The sequence below is a fragment of the Pseudomonas sp. B14-6 genome, from assembly GCF_013260315.1.
In the GTDB taxonomy this organism is placed as follows: Bacteria; Pseudomonadota; Gammaproteobacteria; order Pseudomonadales; family Pseudomonadaceae; genus Aquipseudomonas; species Aquipseudomonas mandelii.
Genome location: NZ_CP053929.1, coordinates 1,991,173 through 2,010,335, shown reverse-complemented (window position 1 = coordinate 2,010,335; position 19,163 = coordinate 1,991,173). Strand labels below are relative to the sequence as shown.

Annotated in this window: 15 protein-coding genes and 1 pseudogene; 12 read left to right on the top strand and 4 right to left on the bottom strand. The window is 60.7% G+C overall.

What is annotated here, in order from left to right; all coding sequences use genetic code 11:
• Window positions 1–2 precede the first annotated feature (2 nt).
• From HP062_RS09100 to HP062_RS09070, 7 genes and pseudogenes are all read left to right on the top strand, one after another.
• Window positions 3–476, top strand: coding sequence for a type II secretion system protein (locus tag HP062_RS09100; RefSeq protein WP_172791294.1), 474 nt, complete (start codon window positions 3–5; stop codon window positions 474–476).
• 3 nt (window positions 477–479) lie between these two features.
• A complete protein-coding gene (locus HP062_RS09095; RefSeq protein ID WP_172791293.1) occupies window positions 480–854 on the top strand; it encodes a type II secretion system protein in 375 nt (124 codons plus the stop codon).
• The gene (locus HP062_RS09090) at window positions 829–1,368 is read left to right on the top strand and encodes a type II secretion system protein (protein WP_077750409.1); all 540 of its coding nucleotides are present in this window, start codon (window positions 829–831) and stop codon (window positions 1,366–1,368) included. The genes HP062_RS09095 and HP062_RS09090 overlap by 26 nt, the downstream gene beginning before the upstream one ends.
• Window positions 1,365–1,757 carry a curli production assembly/transport protein CsgE gene (gene csgE, locus HP062_RS09085; protein WP_077750410.1) on the top strand — a complete coding sequence of 131 codons (393 nt, stop codon included), beginning with the start codon at window positions 1,365–1,367 and terminating at the stop codon, window positions 1,755–1,757. Before HP062_RS09090 ends, csgE begins: the two co-directional genes overlap by 4 nt.
• Complete coding sequence (locus tag HP062_RS09080; protein ID WP_010455676.1) at window positions 1,754–2,173, top strand: curli assembly protein CsgF; 420 nt, start codon at window positions 1,754–1,756, stop codon at window positions 2,171–2,173. The genes csgE and HP062_RS09080 overlap by 4 nt, the downstream gene beginning before the upstream one ends.
• Before the next feature lie 31 nt (window positions 2,174–2,204).
• Window positions 2,205–3,071, top strand: a complete 867-nt coding sequence (locus HP062_RS09075; RefSeq protein ID WP_010455674.1) for a CsgG/HfaB family protein — start codon at window positions 2,205–2,207, stop codon at window positions 3,069–3,071.
• 1,062 nt (window positions 3,072–4,133) lie between these two features.
• Window positions 4,134–4,492: pseudogene (locus HP062_RS09070) on the top strand (DUF6124 family protein).
• Between the two features lie 285 nt (window positions 4,493–4,777).
• Here the strand turns inward: HP062_RS09070 and HP062_RS09065 are convergent.
• Genes HP062_RS09065 through HP062_RS09050 form a run of 4 tightly spaced genes read right to left on the bottom strand, consistent with a single transcriptional unit; the run spans window position 4,778 to window position 10,407 of the window.
• The gene (locus HP062_RS09065) at window positions 4,778–6,229 is read right to left on the bottom strand and encodes a curlin (RefSeq protein ID WP_010455670.1); all 1,452 of its coding nucleotides are present in this window, start codon (window positions 6,227–6,229) and stop codon (window positions 4,778–4,780) included.
• Between the two features lie 27 nt (window positions 6,230–6,256).
• A complete protein-coding gene (locus HP062_RS09060) occupies window positions 6,257–6,718 on the bottom strand; it encodes a curlin (RefSeq protein ID WP_077750527.1) in 462 nt (153 codons plus the stop codon).
• A gap of 60 nt (window positions 6,719–6,778) precedes the next feature.
• Complete coding sequence (locus HP062_RS09055) at window positions 6,779–9,025, bottom strand: Ig-like domain-containing protein (RefSeq protein WP_010455667.1); 2,247 nt, start codon at window positions 9,023–9,025, stop codon at window positions 6,779–6,781.
• Window positions 9,026–9,060: 35 nt separating this feature from the next.
• On the bottom strand, window positions 9,061–10,407 hold the full coding sequence (locus HP062_RS09050) for a hypothetical protein (protein ID WP_172791292.1): 1,347 nt from the start codon (window positions 10,405–10,407) through the stop codon (window positions 9,061–9,063).
• Window positions 10,408–10,699: 292 nt separating this feature from the next.
• Between HP062_RS09050 and HP062_RS09045 the strand changes: the two genes are divergently transcribed.
• The 5 genes from HP062_RS09045 to HP062_RS09025 all read left to right on the top strand — a co-directional run bounded on the left by HP062_RS09045 (window position 10,700) and on the right by HP062_RS09025 (window position 19,163).
• On the top strand, window positions 10,700–12,148 hold the full coding sequence (locus HP062_RS09045) for a HAMP domain-containing sensor histidine kinase (RefSeq protein ID WP_172791291.1): 1,449 nt from the start codon (window positions 10,700–10,702) through the stop codon (window positions 12,146–12,148).
• A gap of 186 nt (window positions 12,149–12,334) precedes the next feature.
• Window positions 12,335–15,142 (top strand): multicopper oxidase domain-containing protein, encoded by a 2,808-nt coding sequence (locus tag HP062_RS09040; protein WP_083376375.1) that lies wholly within the window; start codon window positions 12,335–12,337, stop codon window positions 15,140–15,142.
• A complete protein-coding gene (locus HP062_RS09035) occupies window positions 15,139–16,170 on the top strand; it encodes an SCO family protein (RefSeq protein ID WP_169857050.1) in 1,032 nt (343 codons plus the stop codon). The genes HP062_RS09040 and HP062_RS09035 overlap by 4 nt, the downstream gene beginning before the upstream one ends.
• Window positions 16,171–16,273: 103 nt before the next feature.
• Window positions 16,274–17,767, top strand: a complete 1,494-nt coding sequence (locus tag HP062_RS09030) for a sensor histidine kinase (RefSeq protein WP_172791290.1) — start codon at window positions 16,274–16,276, stop codon at window positions 17,765–17,767.
• A complete protein-coding gene (locus tag HP062_RS09025) occupies window positions 17,736–19,163 on the top strand; it encodes a sigma-54 dependent transcriptional regulator (protein WP_145308181.1) in 1,428 nt (475 codons plus the stop codon). Before HP062_RS09030 ends, HP062_RS09025 begins: the two co-directional genes overlap by 32 nt.

Below are 19,163 nucleotides of genomic sequence, written 5' to 3'. Positions count from 1 at the left end.
TCATGAACGCCTCGCAACGTGGTTTTACCTTGATCGAAGTCGTGGTGACGCTGGCCCTGATCGGCCTGCTGGCCGGCATGGCCGCGCCGCTGACCGAGACCGTGGTGCGCCGGGGCAAAGAGCGGGAATTGCGTGCGGCGCTGTACCAGATCCGCGACGCCATCGACGCCTACAAACGCGCCTTCGACGCCGGTTACATCGAGAAGTCGCTGAACAGCAGCGGCTATCCACCGAACCTGCAAGTGTTGGTGGAAGGTGTGCGTGATGTGCGCAGCGCCAAGGGTGCCAAGTTCTACTTTTTACGGCGCGTGCCCCATGACCCGCTGACGCCGGTCAAGCGTGACGATGAAGGTGGTTGGGGCTTGCGCTCTTACGACAGTACGGCTCAGAACCCGCGGGAGGGCGAAGACGTCTTTGACGTTTACTCCCATGCACGCGGCAAGGGTCTCAACGGCATCGCGTACAAGGAGTGGTGAATCATGCGTCGGGAAAAGGGTTTTACCCTGCTGGAGCTGATGGTGGTCATGGCAATCATCGCGACCCTGATGACCATCGCCTTGCCACGCTATTTCAACAGCCTCGAGGCCTCGAAAGAAACCACGCTGCGCCAGAGCCTGTCGGCCATGCGCGAAGCCCTGGATCACTATTACGGCGACACCGGGCGCTATCCCGATTCCCTGGAACAACTGGTGGAGAAGCGCTACTTGCGCAACCCGCCGATGGACCCGATTTCCGAACGCAAGGACCTCTGGGTGCTGGTCGCGCCGCCTGACGGCGTACCGGGCGGGGTCGCCGATATCAAAAGCGGAGCCACAGGGAGGGCGCGTGATGGCAGCCTTTATTCCGAGTGGTAAGCCCGCCGACGAGGCCGGGTTCACGTACCTGGGCGTGCTGTTTCTGATCATGTTGATGGGCATGGGGCTGGCCAGTGCCGGCGAGTTGTGGTCAACCGCCTCGCGCCGTGATCGCGAACGTCAGTTGCTGTGGGTCGGCACGCAATACGCCCAGGCGTTGCGCAGTTATTACCGCAGTTCTCCGGGGCTGGCGCAGTACCCGAAAGAACTTGAAGACCTGTTGCAGGACGAGCGTTTTCCAACGCCTAAACATCACATTCGCCAGCTCTACCCGGACCCGATTGGCGGCGGTGAATGGACGCTGATGCGTGGGTTCGACGGACGCATCACCGGCCTCAGCAGTCCTTCCACAGACCTGCCGCTGAAGCAGTCGGATTTTCCCAGCCAGTGGTCGGACTTCACCGGCATGGCGAGCTACAAGGACTGGCAGTTCGTGGCCGAGAAAGCCTTCCTCGATGGTGCTTCGGGGCCGGTGAAAAACCAGGCCGGATCGCCTCAGGCGGTGTCGCCATGAACCGCCACTGGCTGCCGGCCCTGATCCTCGCATGCGTGGCGACGTTCGCCAGCGCCGGCGAGGAGGACGAGATGCTGGGCTTTATCGTCGATGACACGATCTCGCACATCGGCCACGACTTTTACTACTCGTTCAGTGAACGCCTGCGTGCCACCAGCCCGATGGATTTCAACCTGGTGGTACGCGAACGACCTTCGGCACGCTGGGGCAGCCTGGTGACCGTGGAATATCAGCAGCGACTGGTTTATCGACGCTTCCTGCCGCCGAACACCGTGGAACTCAAGGACGAGGCCTATGACGCCGCCGACTGGGTTCGCGGACAGATTGTCCAGCGCAAGCTGGAAGCCTTGTTGCAGGACACTACGGACCTTGAGAGGGACGAATTATGAAAACGACAACGGTCTCACGGAACCTCGGGCTCTGGTTGATCGGGCTGGGCAGTTGCAGCCTGGTGCAGGCCACGGAGCTGGTTTACACGCCCATCAACCCTTCGTTCGGCGGCAACCCGTTGAATGGCACCTGGTTGCTGAACAACGCCCAGGCACAAAACGACTACGACGATCCTGACCTGAAAAACCGCACGTCTGTGGCCGGGACTTCGGCCCTCGAACGCTTCACCAGCCAGTTGCAGTCGCGGCTGCTGGGGCAGTTGCTGGACAACATCTCCACGGGCAACACCGGGAGCCTGTCCACCGACGCCTTTATCGTCAACGTCGTCGACGACTCCGGTGCACTGACCATTGAAGTGACCGACCGAGCGACCGGTGAAATTTCGGAAATCCAGGTGAATGGCCTCGCCCCTTGACGGGGATCAGGGTTGATGGGGAGAGACGGACATGAAAAAAATAATAGCGCTGGGGCTGATGTTGGCGGCATTGCAAGGGTGCAGTTTGCGCGAGAACGTGGGTGCCGAGCAGGACACCGAATCACCGACCCTGACACCCCGGGCGTCGACCTATTACGACTTGATCAACATGCCACGACCCAAGGGCCGGTTGATGGCGGTGGTGTACGGCTTCCGGGACCAGACCGGGCAGTACAAACCGACCCCGGCCAGTTCGTTTTCGACCAGCGTGACCCAGGGCGCGGCGAGCATGTTGATGGATGCGTTGCAGGCCAGCGGCTGGTTTGTGGTGCTGGAACGTGAAGGGCTGCAAAACCTGCTGACCGAGCGCAAGATCATTCGCGCCTCGCAGAAGAAGCCCAATACGCCGGTGAACATTCAGGGCGAGCTGCCACCGCTGCAAGCGGCGAACATGATGCTCGAAGGCGGCATCATCGCCTACGACACCAATGTGCGCAGTGGCGGGGAAGGGGCGCGCTACCTGGGGATCGATATTTCCCGGGAGTATCGGATAGATCAGGTCACGGTCAACCTGCGGGCGGTGGATGTACGCAGTGGGCAGGTGCTGGCGAATGTGATGACCAGCAAGACGATTTATTCCGTGGGCCGCAGTGCCGGGGTGTTCAAGTTTATCGAGTTCAAGAAGTTGCTTGAGGCTGAGGTCGGGTACACCACGAACGAGCCGGCGCAGTTGTGTGTGTTGTCGGCGATCGAGGCGGCTGTCGGGCACCTGTTGGCCCAGGGGATCGAACGGCGTTTGTGGCAGGTGGCGGGGGATAATTCTTCACCTGACAACAATGCGACGCTGGATCGTTACCTGACCCAGAACAAGGTTGTGCCTGAGGGTGAGGAAGAGTGAACCTAGGCGGCCTTCGGGCCGACCTGGTTCTTGTTGACTGAGTACATATCCATTGCTGCGGTAGCGGCTGCTTATGGTTTCGCCCTTACGGCGACTCCCTTTGGCAAACGCCCCAAAGGAAGCAAAGGTCTTCGCCCCAACGTCCGGCCCTCGCCTAGGCTCGGCGTACCCTCGCTCCGGCATTCATCTGGGGGCATCGCCTCCGGTCGGCTTCGCTTCGACCTCCTCTCGATGTGTGCGGCTTCGCCGCACGGCGCTACGCGCCCACCCCCAGATGAACGCCTCCACTCGGCCTCCCGACGGGGCGAGCAGATCAAGATCAAAGGCAGGCGAGCTAACGCTCGGCCTAATGAGTGGTGAGGAGCGAAGCGTGTACACCGAACCCCTTGTAGGAGCGAGGCTTGCCCGCGAAGGCGGCCTGACAGCCGACCATTTTCTTTCAGGCATGCACCAAACCTTGTAGGAGCGAGCCTGCTCGCGAAGGCGGCCTGACAGCCGACCATTCTCTTGCAGGTACACCCATTCCACTGTAGGAGCGAGGCTTGCCCGCGAAGGCGGTCTGACAGCCGAACAATCACTTGCAGATGTAGGTCATTCCATGTGGGAGCGAGCCTGCTCGCGATGGGGGTGTGTCATTCAACATTGATGTCGGCTGATCCAATGCCATCGCGAGCAGGCTCACTCCTACAGGGAATGTGTGCTGATTTGAGGGGTGTGTTTAATTGTGTTTAGCGTTACTTCCTGAAAGCTACAGTTCCTTGCGCCGTTGCCTACGACTGCGCCAGAATCCGCCGGCTTGTGCGCTTTGTGCCTGGTCTTTATCGTTTCCGGGTCGCTGAATTCAGCGGCCGGGTTTAGCGACCTGAACAGGTATAAGCGCAACAAAGCTCCATTTTTATTGCAGGCTGATGTCTGCAGTTTCGATATGGTGGCTGTGCGCGGGAGACCCTCGGGTCTGCCGGGTCTTATACCTCTCGGTTCGCTAACCTGCGTACAGCCGCCACCCTTACTTGTTTAGCGACAGGTGCCGGTGGTTCCAACAGGTATAAATGGAGTTTCACCATGTTCAAAGCCACACCCAACCCCCGCACTCCGACGACGTTTCTCCCTACGATCCCCTTGATCCCAAAAAGCTCAACGAAGCCGCCGACCGTGCGCTGGATCACTATCTCAATCCGCTGAAAAGCGCGATCCCGCCACGCAAGCCCAGCACCATTTACCTCATCGCCCCGGATATCGACACCGAAACCCTGTTGGTCAACGCTTGCGAATCCCTGGCTTCAGCCAGTGTCATGGCCAGCGACTTCGCCGGGTTTCTCGAAGGCCCGCAACGCAACACGATGCTGGCCCTCCAGCAAATCATTATGCTGGGCGAGCTGGCGGTGAATCGGGCGCTGGATAACGTCGTTCCGCAGGCGTAAACGCTGAGTCTGGAGCGGGAGGGTTTCTGTGGCGAGGGAGCTTGCTCCCGCTCGGCGGCGAAGCCGTCGTAAAACCAGTGAATGCGGTGTGTCAATGGAGATGCGTTTGCCGGGTTTAGGTCTGCTGCGCAGTCCAGCGGGAGCAAGCTCCCTCGCCACAGTATGAGTTCATCAAGTGGGCCGCGAATCGTTCGAAAGCGGCTTGTCAGGCATCCAATTCGCCGCAGCCTCACACAAAAAAAACGCGACCCACCCCCGAGGGCCGCGGTTTTTTATGCCTTGCGATTACTGCTGCAGCACGGTCGCCCGGTTGTCACTGCCCAACTGCTGAACCGTCGCCATTTGGGTCACGCCGCTCTGATCAACACTGGCCATGTTCCCGGTACCGCCCTGGGTCACGTAGGCGACGTTCATGGTGTCAGCCTGTTTGACGCTGATCATGTTGTCGCTGCCATACAGCTGCGTGGTGAACGCCTGGTTGCCGGTGCCGGACTGGTCGAACTCGGTGGTGTTGCCGGTGCCGTTGGTGGTGCCCTGGGCCAGGTTGGTGGTGCCGCGCTGGTCGGCGATCAGAATGTTGTCGCTGCCGTTCTGGTCGAAGTACAGCTCGTTATAGGAGTCGGCCTGGCTGATGGTGGTTTTGTTGCCCGTGCCGGTCTGGTTGGTGGTCATGATGTGGCCGACGCCATCCTGGTTGAAGCTGGCGATGTTGCCGTTGCCGGCCTGGGTGACGGTCGCACGCTGGTTGCTGCCGAATTGGCCGCCCAGTTGCGGGCCTTTCCAGTTGCTGGCGTAGACCTTGTTTTCAGTGCCCACGGAGGTGGCGTTCAGCACATGGCTGTCGCCGCTCTGGTAGGTGAAGTGCACGTTGCCGGTGCCTTGCTGGTACAGCGCGAGCACCGAGCCGACGGAGTCGAACTGGTCGGCGTAGATGGCGTTGACGTCGCCAACTTGCAGGACCTGGGCGTTGTTGTTTTGGCCGAAGCTTTGGTCGACCACGGTTTCGTTGGTCTGTCCGTACTGGTTGACGGTGGCTTGACTATTAGCGGTTTGCCCGCCTTGCCAGACTTCACTGCCGTTGAAGTCGCCGAACTGGTTGATCGTGATGACGCCGCCGTTGCCGTCGCGTTGGTCGCCATAGGCATAGTTGCCTTCGCCGGCCTGGTTGATGCCGATCTCGCCGCCCATGTGCGCGATCTGCTCAGTGGTGCCGTAGTTGGCGGTGCCGTACTGGATGATCGTCGCGTTGTTGGCGATGCCCAGTTGAATCTGCTCGATATTGGCCTCGTTGGCGTCACCGAACTGGAAGGTCTGGCCTTTGGTGGCTTCCTGGCTGTCCTGATAGAGGAACGAGAAATTGCCGCTGCCCGTCTGTTGTTGCAGCGCCTGGTTTTCGCCCATGCCGATCGATTGACTGGCATGGCTGATGTTGAGACTGCCGACCTGTTGCTGGACGATGGTGCTGCCGTTCTCGAACAGTTGCTCAGCGTAACCGGCGTTGAAGTCGCCGGCCTGATCCTGGGTGATGGTGCCGGTGGCGGTGTCTTGCACCGCCATGGCATCGTTACCCTCGCCGAGTTGCTGTTGGGCTGCGGTACTGAACGGGGCCGCGGTCTGTTTCACTTCGGCAATGTTGGCGGTGCCGACCTGGGACTGGTTGGAAACGCTGTCGTCGGCCATTGCCTGGGCACTGACAATGACCAGGATGGCAGCGGTGAGGGGCGTCAGTTTGAACATGATGAAACCTCCAAGTGGTGCAGTGCTTTAGCGATATTGTTTGACCGAAACGCTCATGCCATTTCCCGACTGGGTCACGGCGCTTGAAAGTCCCGTACCGGCCTGGTCGATGCTGGCGTCGTTGTTATTGCCGTTCTGCGAAATCTGCGCGCGGTTGTGGCTGCCGTTTTGCGTGATTGAGGCGGCGTTGCCGGAACCTTGCTGGGTAATCAATGCCATGAGGTCGCTGCCTTGTTGCAGGATCCAGGCTTCCTGGTTACTGCCCGACTGGACGATGGTGCCGAGCAACGACTGGCCGTTCTGTTGCACCAGCGCCACGTTGGCCTGGCCGTTCTGGTCGATCAGCGCGTGCTGGCCAACCGGTGGAGGCAACTCGCCGAGGTCGGCGGAGGGTGCCAGGTCGTCGTTCTCCATCAAATCGTCGGCGCGCGCGCCTGCACTGCTGCAAAGCAGAAGCAGGCAGAGCAGGGCGGCGGTCGGCGTTTTCATGGCGCTGTCCTGTGGGAAGAGGCCGGCCCCACCCACCGAATCGGCGGGTGGGGCGAGGGCTCAGTTGGAGATGACCGTCACGGTACGCACGGTGCCTTGGGACGAGGTGATGGTGGCTGTCGGGTTCGCCGACGGAATCACCGTGGTGCTGTTGCTCACCGTCAACCGCCAGCGACCGGTCACCGGCACCGTGGTGGTGCCCAGAGTTGCCAGCCCTGTCGGGGTGCTGACCTTGACGGTGATGACGTTGCCGGTAATCACCGATGAGGTACCTGCAAAGTCCCAGGTGAAGCGGTTGTTGGAGCGCGCCGACACCGTGGCCGTGGTGACCGTGAAGGTTTCCGCAGCAGGCCGTGGCGAGACTTGCACCGTGACGGTAGCGGGAGCCGACAGGGCGCCGAAGCTGTCCCGGGCGACGTAGGTGAAGGTTGTGGTGAAGGCCGTAGTGACCGTCGCTGGTGGGGTGTAGGTGATGACGGTGCCATCGGTGCTGACGCTGCCACGATTGAGTGCCGGCTGGGTCAGGCTGGCGACGGCGAGCGGCACGTTGCCTTCCGGATCGGTGTCGTTGGCCAGCACGTTGATCGGTATCGCCACGCCGAGGGTCGCGATGCTGTCGGCGACGGCCACCGGAGACTGGTTGGGCGCCACGGTGATGGTCACGGTCGCCGGAGCGGTCGAGGCCAGGCCTTTGACGTCTTGAGCCTTGTAGGTGAAGGTCGCTGTCAGCGGTGCATTGACCACGGCTGGCGGCGTGTAGACCACCGAAGTCGTGCCGCTCAATGCCACGGTGCCTTGCCCGGCAGCCGGTGGGGTCAGCGCGGTGATGCTCAGCGGCGTGTTGCCATCGGGATCACTGTCGTTGGCCAGCAGGTTGAGGGTCAGCGGCACGCCGAAGCTGGTGCTGCCAGTGTCGGCGACCGAGAGCGGCGCCTGGTTCTCACCGGTATCCGGAGCCGTCCCGACCACCACGACAGGTTCGGTGTCACTGCCGCCAGCAGCGGATTTGACGGTGACGGTAGCCGGTGGCTGAGTCAGGTCTGCAATGGTCAGTCGTTGCAGGGTGCCGGATTTCGACAGACGTCCGTAACCTTGCGCAACCATGTCCGGCACGGCCACTTCATCCGTGGAGGTGGCCTCGATCAGCAGGCTGTGATCGCTCCAGTTGTAGCGAGCGGTCTGGATTTTCACCAGGTCAGTGACCTTGCTCGATACCGCCGTCGGCCGGGTGGTGCCCGACGGATTGGTGGCGGTGACGACCACGATCGAAGGCAGCGTGCCGCTGGCCAGGTGCTGACCGAAGAACCCGCCGTTGTTGTCGCCCAACAGGTTGGTCTGGCATGGCGAAAGTGGCGGACCCGGCACCAGAGCGATGGTTTCGCGAAAGCACAGGGTCGAACTGTTGTCTGATTTGGCAAAGACTTCGACCCGGGTGCTGGTGCCTGTACCCGAAGTGGTGCGCCGGTAAGTAGCGCGATCAACTTCCACGGGGGTTTGCGCACGGCTGTCCAGGACTTTACCGGACAAGTTGAACAAATTGGTTTGAATGGTCCCGGCCGGACCTGTGATGCGGACGAAGTTGGTGTCATTGGGACTGCCGGTGACCTGTTCGGTGAGGTTCGGGTCGCCAACGTAGGTTTCGATGGCGCCGGTGTCCGGGTTCACCTCGGTATAAGGACCGTTGACGCTGCGCAGGAACGGCCCGATGTTGCCATTCAGCGTGCCGCTGAAATTTCCAGGCGCACCGATGCCGATGTCCCGGGTGATGTTGATGGCACGACGGCCAGGCGTGGTGACGTTGACCGTTTCGACCCCGTAAGGGTGAGTGATGGTGTACACCCCGGCAGTGGGCACCGAGACCCGAACGCGAATCCGCGCGAAGGCCACTTGATCGCCATCGAGCGGATTACCGCCACCGAATGCAGCCTCGATCCCGGCCACGTAGGCATCCAGTTCATAGCCGCTGTTGCCAATTTGCGGGATCGCAGTCTCAGCCAGGAACCAGAACGCTTCCGGCGGCCAGTTGTCGGGGAAGATCATTGGCTGGGCATCGTCGTAAATGCCCGGTTCAGCCAGCAGGATGCACATGTAGGCCGGCGGCACAGTGGTCCCTACCCGTGAGCTCACTGCCCGGGACTGGCACAGTTCCATCGAGAGTAAATTGTTGTCCTGATACCACATCGGGAATTTCCCGGTGGCGAAGGTATAAGGGCCGGGGTCGACAGCCGCGAGTTGCGCGAATGCACTGCCGGACAGCGATAGAGTCAGTCCCAGGGCGTTGAGCGCCAGGCGTGGCCAATTGTTCATGATGCCTCCTGATGAGGATCTGCGCATGTGAGCGTTCATTGCACGATGACCACTTCTTCGATGTCGCTGCCGCCATTGGATGACGTCACTCGAACCTTGGCGGGTGGAATCGGCGAGATGCCGGTCGCCAGGGATTTCACTGCGCCATCGCCACTCAGGGCGCCGATGGCGGCACCGCTGGCGGAGGTGGCGGTGAGCACTGGCGGCGAGGTTTCATCGCTGGTCGAGGCCACAAGCGTCAATTGCCCGGAGCTCAGGCTGTACTCGGCACGCTGTATCACCACCAGGTCGGTCAGGGGCATGGACAAGGTGGTCGGCGTGCTGCTGGGGATGGCCAGGTGATTGTCGGCTGTCAGTTGCAGGGTGCTCGGCAACGTCGGGTTGTTCGAGGACTGCGCATACCAGTTTCCGGTGGTGTCAGCCTCGGTCAGGTGCAGCGCCGGGTTGTTGCTGTCCAGGGTCACAGTGGCTGGTGGCGGCGGGGCCATGACGAACACGTCTTGTTGGGCCACCGGGGCGCTTTCACCGGCCTTGCGCGAGTAGGTACTGCGCTGGGTGATCATCGGAGTCGGACGGACCACTGTCGATAACTTGCCGGAGATGGCCATCACCGTGGTGCGCAAGTCCAGTCCGTTCGGACCTTCGATGCGGATGTAGTTGGTATTGAAAGGGCTGCCGGTGAAGGCTTCCGAAAGGTTCGGGTCGCCGACGAATTGCTCCGCAGCACCGGTCACCGGATTGGTTTCGGTGTAAGGGCCGTTGACACTGCGCAGGAACGGTCCGATGTCACCCTTGAGAGCGCCGTCGTAGGTTTTCGGTGAGCCGATGCCGATGTCCCGGGTCATGTTGATCGCCCGCCGCCCGGGGGTGTCGACGTTGAATACATCGACGCCGTAGGGGTGGGTGATCACGTAGGTGCCAGCGGTGGGCACGTCCACCCGGATGCGGATGCGCGCAAAGCTGATTTGATCACCTTCGACCGGGTCGCCGCCGCTGAAGGCCGCTTCGATGGCACTGACGTAGGTCAGGTCGATGCCCCGGGCGGCATCGACAATGGCGCCGTCGCCTGTGAACCAGAATGCTTCGTCGGGGAAGTTGGTCGGAAAGACGACCGGTTGCGCATCATCAAAAACCCCGGGAGTCGGCAGCAGGTTGCACATGTACGACTGTGCACCGGGAGCGCCGGGGACTCGCGAACTGACGGCCTTGGACAGGCACAGATCAAGGGTGCGGCCATGGGTGTCCTGATACCAGGCGGCAAACGAGCCGTTGGCTGGCACATAGGGACCGGGGTCGACGGCAAACAGCGCCGCCTGGGCAACACTTTGGGCGAGAGCGCTGACAACCAGGGCGGCCGCCGTTTTGGACAGTAAAGGGTGCATGAGTATTCCCTCTATCAGAGTACCTGCCCCGTAGGGATGGGTCAGTTGGGAGGGCTTCGGCAACTTCCATACCAATCTTTCAAAACGGCCGGTAGAAGCCCGCAGTGAAGGCGTGGAGCGCGCAAACGGTTTCGCGGGGGCGAGGGCGTAAGCGGGCGACTGTCCCCAGCATTGGGGGTAGGTGGGGGCAGTGGGGTATGTGGGGAATTGGGTGGGGGGGACAAAACCCGATGTCGGGCAAAGACCGGACAGTGGGCTATAACCCTATAGGGAGTTTCCGGGAACAACGTCCATGACCAGTCAGACCGTAACCCTTCAGAAAGAAGAGGGCGATATCCGCCTGAGCTCGCGCAAACAGCCGTTCAATCTGCTGCGCTGGTTCTCGCTGATCAGCATGGCCGTGATCGGCACGGTGGCCGTGGCGCTGGGGGCGGTGTCGACGCGGTTCGTGATTACCGAAAGCGTGCAGCGCGATGCCTTGCTCACCTCCCAGTTCATTCAAGCGATTGCCTCGGCCGAGGTTCGCCATGTCTCGATCCCCAACGTGCGAACCATGGGCGAGCTGCTGGACCCGCGCAAGGACAGGGATTTTCCTGACGTTGATCCGATGGCCCGCGCCAGTGCCCGTGGTGAATTCCTCGACCATATCCAGCATTTGCCAGACGTGATTCTGGCGAACATTTATGCCCCTGACCGCATGGTGATCTGGTCCACCAACCCGGCACTGATGGGCACCACGATCCATGCCGACGAAGACCTGGACCAGGCCTTCGCTTCCAAGACTCCAGTGTCGGCCAGTTATCACAACGTCGACAAAAGTCGTATGGAGCAGAAGTTCATCACGCCCCCGGACTACATCTTCATAGAGAATTACATCCCGCTGTTCGATGCCGATGGCAATACCGTCACGGCGATGGTCGAGATCTACAAGGAACCCAGGGACCTGATCGATCGCATGGAGCGCGGCCTGGTACTGATCTGGCTGGCCACGGCCCTGGGCGGCGGACTGATTTATCTGGGGTTGTACTGGATCGTGCGCCGGGCAGCCATTTTGCTGGCAGTGCAACAAAAACAATTGATTACCAACGAAACCTTCGTGGCACTCGGGGAGATGTCCTCGGCGGTGGCCCACAGCCTGCGCAACCCATTGGCGACCATACGCTCCAGCGCCGAACTGGCCCTGGAGTTCGACACTGGCCTGGCCCACAAGAACATCAACGACATCATCGGTCAGGTGGATCGCATGTCGAAGTGGGTCAGGGAATTGCTGCAGTCCTTACGCCCGCTCAATGATGACGCCGAGCCGGTGAACCTGGTGGCGGCCCTGCATGACAGCCTCATGGCCTTCGAGCATCAGATTGCCAAGGCCGGTGTGCAGGTGGTGTTCGAGCCGCAGGAGACGCCGATGGTGTTGAGCCAGCAGGTGCAACTCACGCAGATCCTCAACAGTTTGCTGGCCAATGCCGTGGAAGCGATGGACAGGGGCGGCACACTGAGCATCACCCTGGAGTCGACCGACACCCGGGGAATTTGCGTTGTCGTGAGCGACACCGGCAAGGGCATGAACGAAGAACAGCGCAGGATGGCGTTCCGGCCTTTCTTTACCACCAAGCAAGGCGGGCTGGGTGTCGGGCTGGTGCTGGTAAAGCGGATCATGGAACGTTTTGGCGGCGCGGTAAACCTGGGCAGCCGTGAGGGCGAGGGCACGAGTGTCCGCTTGTCGTTCAAGCGGATTCCCTGAAATCGGGTATGAACTTTCCCCGCTAGCGGGTGTCTGGACCCAGTCGTTTTCCCCGGTCGCGGCACATTGATATTGATAAGCCATTGTTTTCTTGAGTGTTAATGCTTTTGTATAAAACTGTTACAAATCTGGCGAGGTCCTTGCAAAACCACCACTACCCCCTTCAAGACTTCGAGGCGGCTGGTGATGGACAGAAACGCGCGGTACCCCTTCAAGTGGTTCGGCCTGCTGACGCCGTTGAGCGTCCTCCTGACAATGACGCTCGGCACAGCGAACCTGCGTGCCAGCCCGATCGATGACGAGCGACAGCCAGAACCTACCGATCCTTCGGCTTACTACGACGAACCGGCTGATGAAGCCGCCGCGCTCAACGCCATCTTGACCATGCCCGAGGCCAACGAAGACTCCTTCGATTTGCCCGATGGCGTCAAAGGCAGCCGAGACACCACGCGCCAGGAAAACGTCCTGCCGCCGACGGTGCAAACCAGTTTCAACTACCCCACCAATGGCAAGCCGAGCCCGCTGTTCGGCGCTCAGCCGTTCACTCAGCAGATGGTGTTGTTCGAGGAGTTCGGTCCGGAAAAACTCGACCCCACTACACCGGCGGCGCCGTTGGGCTTTCCACCGGCTACCGTTGGCCCGCTGCCACAACAGGACCCCACCAACGCGGCCCGCAGTGCGCCACCGAGCGCGGCACTCGATGCCTTTATGCGTCAACCGGGGCTGACGCCGTTCCCCAGCCAGTACTCCAACGTGGTGGACCGCAACCCGTGGCAGGCGCAGATCGAAGTCTTCCTCAACCGCCATATCGGCTCGTCAGCCGAAGGCCGTCCGCCAGGAAAAGGCTGGTCGCATCAACGCTGGAACGAGTTCTACCCGCAAATGGCCTATAAAACCGTGCAAACCGGGGCGAGGCTCAACAGCGGCTGGCGTGACAGTCATCAGATGCACGGCTATGCGCTGGGTGAGTTTGGCCCCGGTGGCCTTTATCACAACGTCGCCGGCGTGCCAGCCACGGCGGGCACCGCCAAAGGCGTCGATGCGCGTTTCCACCCGAGCATGCCAGTGCAGAACCACAACTCGGTCTGGACCTTTGACGGCACGTTACCGCCCAAGTTGCTGATGGTGCGTTACGGTCAGCCGGTGCTGATGCGTCACTACAACGGCTTGCCGATCGACCCTGCCGCCAACATGGGGTTCGGTCTGCACACCATCAGTACTCACGAGCACAACGGTCACGCACCGGCGGAAAGCGATGGCTATGCCAACGCCTTTTTCTTCCCGGGGCAGTATTACGACTATCGCTGGCCGATCCAGTTGGCCGGCTACGACAGCATCAACACCGACGCCCATGATCCGCGCGCGGCGTTCCCTTGCTCGCCGGGGGAAACCCTGTGGACCAACGACATCAGCCCCAGCCGCAAGACCTGCGACCACGGCACGATCAAGATCCGCGGCGACTGGCGCGAAACCATGAGCACCCACTGGTTCCACGACCACATGCTCGATTTCACCGCGCAGAACGTCTACAAGGGCAACGCGGCGATGATGAATTACTACAGCGCCCTGGACCGTGGCAACGAATCGGTTAACGACGGTGTCAACTTGCGTTTCCCCAGCGGCAGCGCCTTGCCGTGGGGCAACCGTGACTACGACGTCAACCTGGTGTTCGCCGACAAGGCCTGGGATCAGGCCGGCCAGTTGTGGTTCAACCCGTTCAACACCGACGGCTTCCTCGGTGATCAGGTGCTGGTCAACTGGCAGTGGAAACCGACCCTGGATGTACGCGCCCGCAGCTACCGGTTCCGCATCCTCAACGGCTCGGTGTCGCGTTACTTCAAGTTCGCCATTGTCCGCGAGGTCAAGGGCAGCAGCGGCGAGTTCCCCGGCCCGAAAAACTCCGGCGTGTCCTATGCCCGCGTGCCGTTTCACCTGATTGCCAACGACGGCAACATCATGGAACACAGCGTGCCGTTCGACGGCACCCTGGACCTGGATGCCGACGGCGATAAACAGAATCACAACGCGATCCTGCCGACCCAGGGCATCGCCGAGCGCTTCGACATCATCGTCAACTTCGCGAAAAACGGCATCAAGCCCGGCGACAAACTGTTCGTAGTCAACCTGCTGGTGCACGACGACGGCAAGGGCCCGAAAGAACCCGTGCCATTGGCCGATGTGCTGTCGGAGAAATACCTTGCGGTGATCAAGCAATCGAGCAAGGGCCCGCAGTGGGACAAGGGTGACCCGGGCGTGGGCAAGGTCTTGCAACTGAACGTCAAGGCCTACACCGGTCAGGACCTGGCCATGGACCCGGCAGCCTACGAACCGGCCAAACCGGGCAAGGCCGAAGGCTTGGTGATGATCCCGCTGAAAATCCACCGCGACAATGCGACCGACAAGGTCCTGCTGTCCCAGGCGCGCCACCGCACCTTCACCTTCGGACGTTCCGACGGCACCGATGAAGCGCCGTGGACGGTCAAGACCGATGGCGGTTTCGGCTTCCACATGGACCCGCGTCGCTTGAACACGGCGACCCAGTTGAAAACCGGTCCAACCGATGCCGGCGTCAGTGGCTTCGGCACCCTGGAAGTGTGGAACATCAAGGCCGGCGGCAAGGGCTGGAGTCACCCGGTTCATGTGCACTTCGAGGAGGGGATCATTCTCAGCCGCGGCGGCAAGGCGCCACCGGAATGGGAAAAATGGGCACGCAAGGACGTGTACCGCATCGGCTCGGAAAACGACGGCCTGGACAGCGTCGAGGTGGCGATCAACTTCCGCGAATTTGCCGGGACGTACATGGAGCACTGTCACAACACTCAGCACGAAGACAACTCGATGCTGCTGCGCTGGGACATTGAGAAACCCGGGCAATTCCAGTTGATGCCGACACCGTTGCCGAGCTGGGATGGCGTGCGCTATGTCAACTCCGCTGCGCTGCCAACCTTCCGCAATGGCGACGGCTTCGGCCCACAAGTGGCGGTGAAAAAATGAAGCGCAGGCGCGCCGACACACCGGCGTATACGCCGCGCTCCCGCGCCTTGGGCATGCACCTGATTCTGGTCCTGGTGACCTGTCTGTTGGCGGCTCGGGTGCTGCTCGCTCATGACGGGATACTGTCGCCGAGGGAATCGGCGACGCCCTGGGGTGGCGAATACTTCCCCAACACCCTGCTGACCGATCAGGACGGTCGGCAGGTGCGTTTCTTCGATGACTTGATCAAGGACAAAGTGGTGGTGATCAACTTCATCTTCACCTCTTGCAGTGATTCCTGTCCGCTGGAAACCGCACGCCTGCGTCAGGTGCAAAAGTTGCTGGGCGACCGGGTCGGCCAGGACATCTTCTTCTATTCCATCAGCATCGACCCGCTCAGCGACACCCCCGAGGTGCTCAAGGCTTACGCACAACGCTTCAAGGTCGGGCCGGGCTGGACGTTTCTGACCGGTGAATTCGAAGCGGTCACCGACCTGCGAAAAAAACTCGGGCTGTTCATCGAGGGCGTCGACAACGGACGCAGCAAAGACCACAACCTGAGCCTGATCGTCGGCAACCAGGGCACCGGCCGCTGGATGAAAGCCTCGCCGTTCGAGAACCCGTGGATTCTCGCCGACCAGTTGGCCAACACCTTGCAGAACTGGAAGAAACCCAGCATTGAGCAAAGTTACGCCGATGCGCCCGAGATTCGCCCGCCGAGCAATGGCGAAGAACTGTTTCGCACCCGATGCGCGTCGTGCCACAGCCTGGGTCCGCTGGACGGGCAGGGCATCGGCATGCGCAGCATCGGCCCGGACCTGGTCGGCGTGACGCGCCAACGGGATCTGGCCTGGCTCAACCGTTGGATTCGCGAACCGGACCGCATGCTCGCTGAAAAGGACCCGCTCGCGCTGGCACTGTTTGAACGCTTCGACAAAATCCCGATGCCTAATCTGCGTCTGGATGAGAATGCTGCGCAGTCAATTCTGGGTTTTTTGCAGGAAGAAACCGATCGCCAGCAACCGCTACAAGCGGCGCAGGTGCCATAGCGGCGAAATACTATCAGTGAAGCCGTCGACCACGATCAATGCCACCTACACTGATCCGAAACATGACTGAAAAGGCTTGATGCAAGCACCCTGGACAAGACCCATGCAGATACTGGAACAACAAAAAGTACCTGCGCCGGACGCCCCGGCAGCAGAAGGCCAAAGTCGAAGTGGACAGTTCAATCTGCTGCGCTGGTTTTCGCTGGGAAGCTTTCTCATCATTGCGGCTGTGGCGATGGGGTTGGGTTATGTGTCCACGCGGTTTGTTGTCGATGAGAGCATCGAGCGTGATTCCATGCTGACTGCGCAATTCATTCAGGCCATCGGTGATGCGGAAATTCGCCACGCCGGCATCACCCTGAAAAGAACCATGGGCGAGATGCTCGATCCGCGCGAAGACAACGCCTATCCCGACGTAAACCCAGGTGCCCGTGCCGCTGCCCGCATTGAGTTTCTCGATCACGTCGAACACTTGCCGGACACGCTGTTGGCGGTGGTGTATGCCCTGGATCGCACGGTGGTCTGGTCGACCAATCCACAGATGATCGGCATGCGCGTCGAAGGTGATGAAGAACTGGACGAATCCTTTGAAATGAAGGAGCCGGTCTCCACCAGCTATCACCAGATCGACGAGGAACGTCCCGAACAGATGCTGTTGCGCGAGCCCAAGTACCTGTTCATCGAGAATTACATCCCGATGTTCAATGCCGACAAAAGCAAGGTCATTGCCATGGTCGAGATCTACAAGGAACCGGCGGACCTGGTGGAACGCATTCAGCGTGGCTTCAAGGCGATCTGGCTGGCGACCTTGCTCGGTGGCCTGCTTATCTACCTAGGGCTGTTCTGGATCGTGCGGCGTGCGTCCGTGTTGCTGCAGAGCCAGCAAAAACAATTGATCACTAACGAGACCTTCGTCGCCTTGGGAGAAATGTCCTCGGCCGTCGCCCACAGCTTGCGCAATCCGCTGGCGAACATACGCTCCAGCGCCGAACTGGCCCAGGAAATCGCCAGCCAGAGTGCGCAGAAAAACATCGGCGACATCATCAACCAGGTCGATCGCATGTCGCGCTGGGTCCGGGAGTTGCTGGTGTCGTTGCGGCCGATAAACGACGACTCCGAAACGGTGGACCTGGTGCTGGCCATCGACGACACCCTGAGCGCTTTCGACGCGCTGATCCGACGCTCGAACGTGGAGGTGCGTTTCACGCCGCAGACCTGTCCACCGGTCGTCAGCCAACGGGTGCTGCTCACCCAGATTCTTAATAGCCTGATTGCCAATGCCCTTGAGGCCATGCCCAAGGGCGGTTTGCTCAGTATCGATATTGAGCACCCCAGGCCCGCTCAGGTGCGGATGACCCTGAGCGATACCGGCAAAGGCATGACCAAGCAGCAGCAACAGATGGTCTTCAAGCCGTTTTTCACCACCAAACAGGGAGGGTTGGGCGTTGGCCTGGTCCTCGTCAAACGAATAATGGAGCGTTTCGAAGGCTCGGTCGAACTGACCAGCCAGGAGCAGGAAGGAACCCGCGTCTGTCTCAATTTCAAAGTGGCAACGGGAGGGGAATATGGAGCACAGCATACTGCTGGTCGAGGATGATGAACTCCTGGCCGAGAATATTCAGACCTACCTGGAGCGCAAAGACTTCGAGGTGACGGTCTGCCATTCGGCTGAAGAGGCGTTGGATAAACTGGGTGCGTTCACCCCTGATGTGGTGCTGACCGACAACTCGCTGCCGGGCATGAGCGGTCACGACCTGATCCAGAAGCTGCGCATCAGCGCGCCGGATCTGAAGGTGATCATGATGACCGGCTACGGCAACGTCGAAGATGCCGTGGTGGCGATGAAAGAGGGCGCTTTTCATTACGTCACCAAACCGGTGGCCTTGCCGGAGCTCAAGCTGCTGCTGGACAAGGCCCTGGCCACTGATCGAATGGAGCGCACGCTGTCGTTTTATCAGGAGCGCGAGGCGCAGAAGTCAGGCGTACAGGCATTGATCGGCGAATCGGCGCCGATGCAATACTTGAAAAACACCATTACCCAGTTGCTCGACGCCGAGCGGCGCATGGCCAACACCGACCTGCCGCCCGTGCTGGTGGAAGGCGAGACCGGTACCGGCAAGGAACTGGTGGCCCGGGCACTACACTTCGACGGTCCGCGCAGCAAAGGTCCGTTCATTGAATTCAACTGCGCGTCCATCCCTTCCAATCTGGTGGAGTCGGAACTGTTCGGCCACGAGAAGGGCGCCTTCACCGACGCCAAGGACCGTCGAGTTGGTCTGGTGGAAGCAGCCGATGGCGGCACGCTGTTCCTCGATGAAGTCGGTGAAATGGACCTGCTGCTGCAAGCCAAACTGCTGAAGCTGCTGGAAGACCGAACCATCCGCCGGGTCGGCTCGGTCAAGGAACGCAAGGTCGATTTGCGGGTAATCAGCGCGACCAACTGCAACCTCGAACAAATGGTGCAACAGGGCAAGTTCCGTCGTGACCTGTTCTTCCGTTTGCGCATTATTTCGATCAAGGTGCCGCGCCTGTATGCCCGCGGCGCCGATATCCTGCTGCTGGCCCGGCATTTCCTGGCGATCCACGGCAAACGCTATGGCAAATCGCACCTGCATTTCAGTGACCAGGCTGAAGAGTTGCTGCTCAGCTACAGTTGGCCGGGCAACGTGCGTGAATTGCGCAACATGCTTGAGCAAACCGTGTTGTTGGCGCAAAGCGATACGATTGCCGCCCATCAGCTCAACGTCTGCCTGAGCCTGGTGGATGATCCGATCGTGCTGCAAGAACCCCAGCACCACGAACCGAGACCGGCCTACAACGGCACCGAGTCGATGAACCTGCCGGAAGTCGAGCGCGACATGGTGCGCAAGATGCTCGACAAGACCGACTGGAACGTCACCAAGTCCGCACGCTTGCTGGGCCTGAGCCGCGACATGCTGCGTTACCGGATCGAAAAGCTCGGCCTCGCACGCCCGGACAAACGCCAGTGGTGA

Coding starts and splice junctions, on each gene's coding strand:
- HP062_RS09100 (WP_172791294.1), top strand. CDS start 3: ATGAACGCCTCGCAACGTGGTTTTACCTTGATCGAAGTCGTGGTGACG.
- HP062_RS09095 (WP_172791293.1), top strand. CDS start 480: ATGCGTCGGGAAAAGGGTTTTACCCTGCTGGAGCTGATGGTGGTCATG.
- HP062_RS09090 (WP_077750409.1), top strand. CDS start 829: ATGGCAGCCTTTATTCCGAGTGGTAAGCCCGCCGACGAGGCCGGGTTC.
- csgE (WP_077750410.1), top strand. CDS start 1,365: ATGAACCGCCACTGGCTGCCGGCCCTGATCCTCGCATGCGTGGCGACG.
- HP062_RS09080 (WP_010455676.1), top strand. CDS start 1,754: ATGAAAACGACAACGGTCTCACGGAACCTCGGGCTCTGGTTGATCGGG.
- HP062_RS09075 (WP_010455674.1), top strand. CDS start 2,205: ATGAAAAAAATAATAGCGCTGGGGCTGATGTTGGCGGCATTGCAAGGG.
- HP062_RS09065 (WP_010455670.1), bottom strand. CDS start 6,229: ATGTTCAAACTGACGCCCCTCACCGCTGCCATCCTGGTCATTGTCAGT.
- HP062_RS09060 (WP_077750527.1), bottom strand. CDS start 6,718: ATGAAAACGCCGACCGCCGCCCTGCTCTGCCTGCTTCTGCTTTGCAGC.
- HP062_RS09055 (WP_010455667.1), bottom strand. CDS start 9,025: ATGAACAATTGGCCACGCCTGGCGCTCAACGCCCTGGGACTGACTCTA.
- HP062_RS09050 (WP_172791292.1), bottom strand. CDS start 10,407: ATGCACCCTTTACTGTCCAAAACGGCGGCCGCCCTGGTTGTCAGCGCT.
- HP062_RS09045 (WP_172791291.1), top strand. CDS start 10,700: ATGACCAGTCAGACCGTAACCCTTCAGAAAGAAGAGGGCGATATCCGC.
- HP062_RS09040 (WP_083376375.1), top strand. CDS start 12,335: ATGGACAGAAACGCGCGGTACCCCTTCAAGTGGTTCGGCCTGCTGACG.
- HP062_RS09035 (WP_169857050.1), top strand. CDS start 15,139: ATGAAGCGCAGGCGCGCCGACACACCGGCGTATACGCCGCGCTCCCGC.
- HP062_RS09030 (WP_172791290.1), top strand. CDS start 16,274: ATGCAGATACTGGAACAACAAAAAGTACCTGCGCCGGACGCCCCGGCA.
- HP062_RS09025 (WP_145308181.1), top strand. CDS start 17,736: ATGGAGCACAGCATACTGCTGGTCGAGGATGATGAACTCCTGGCCGAG.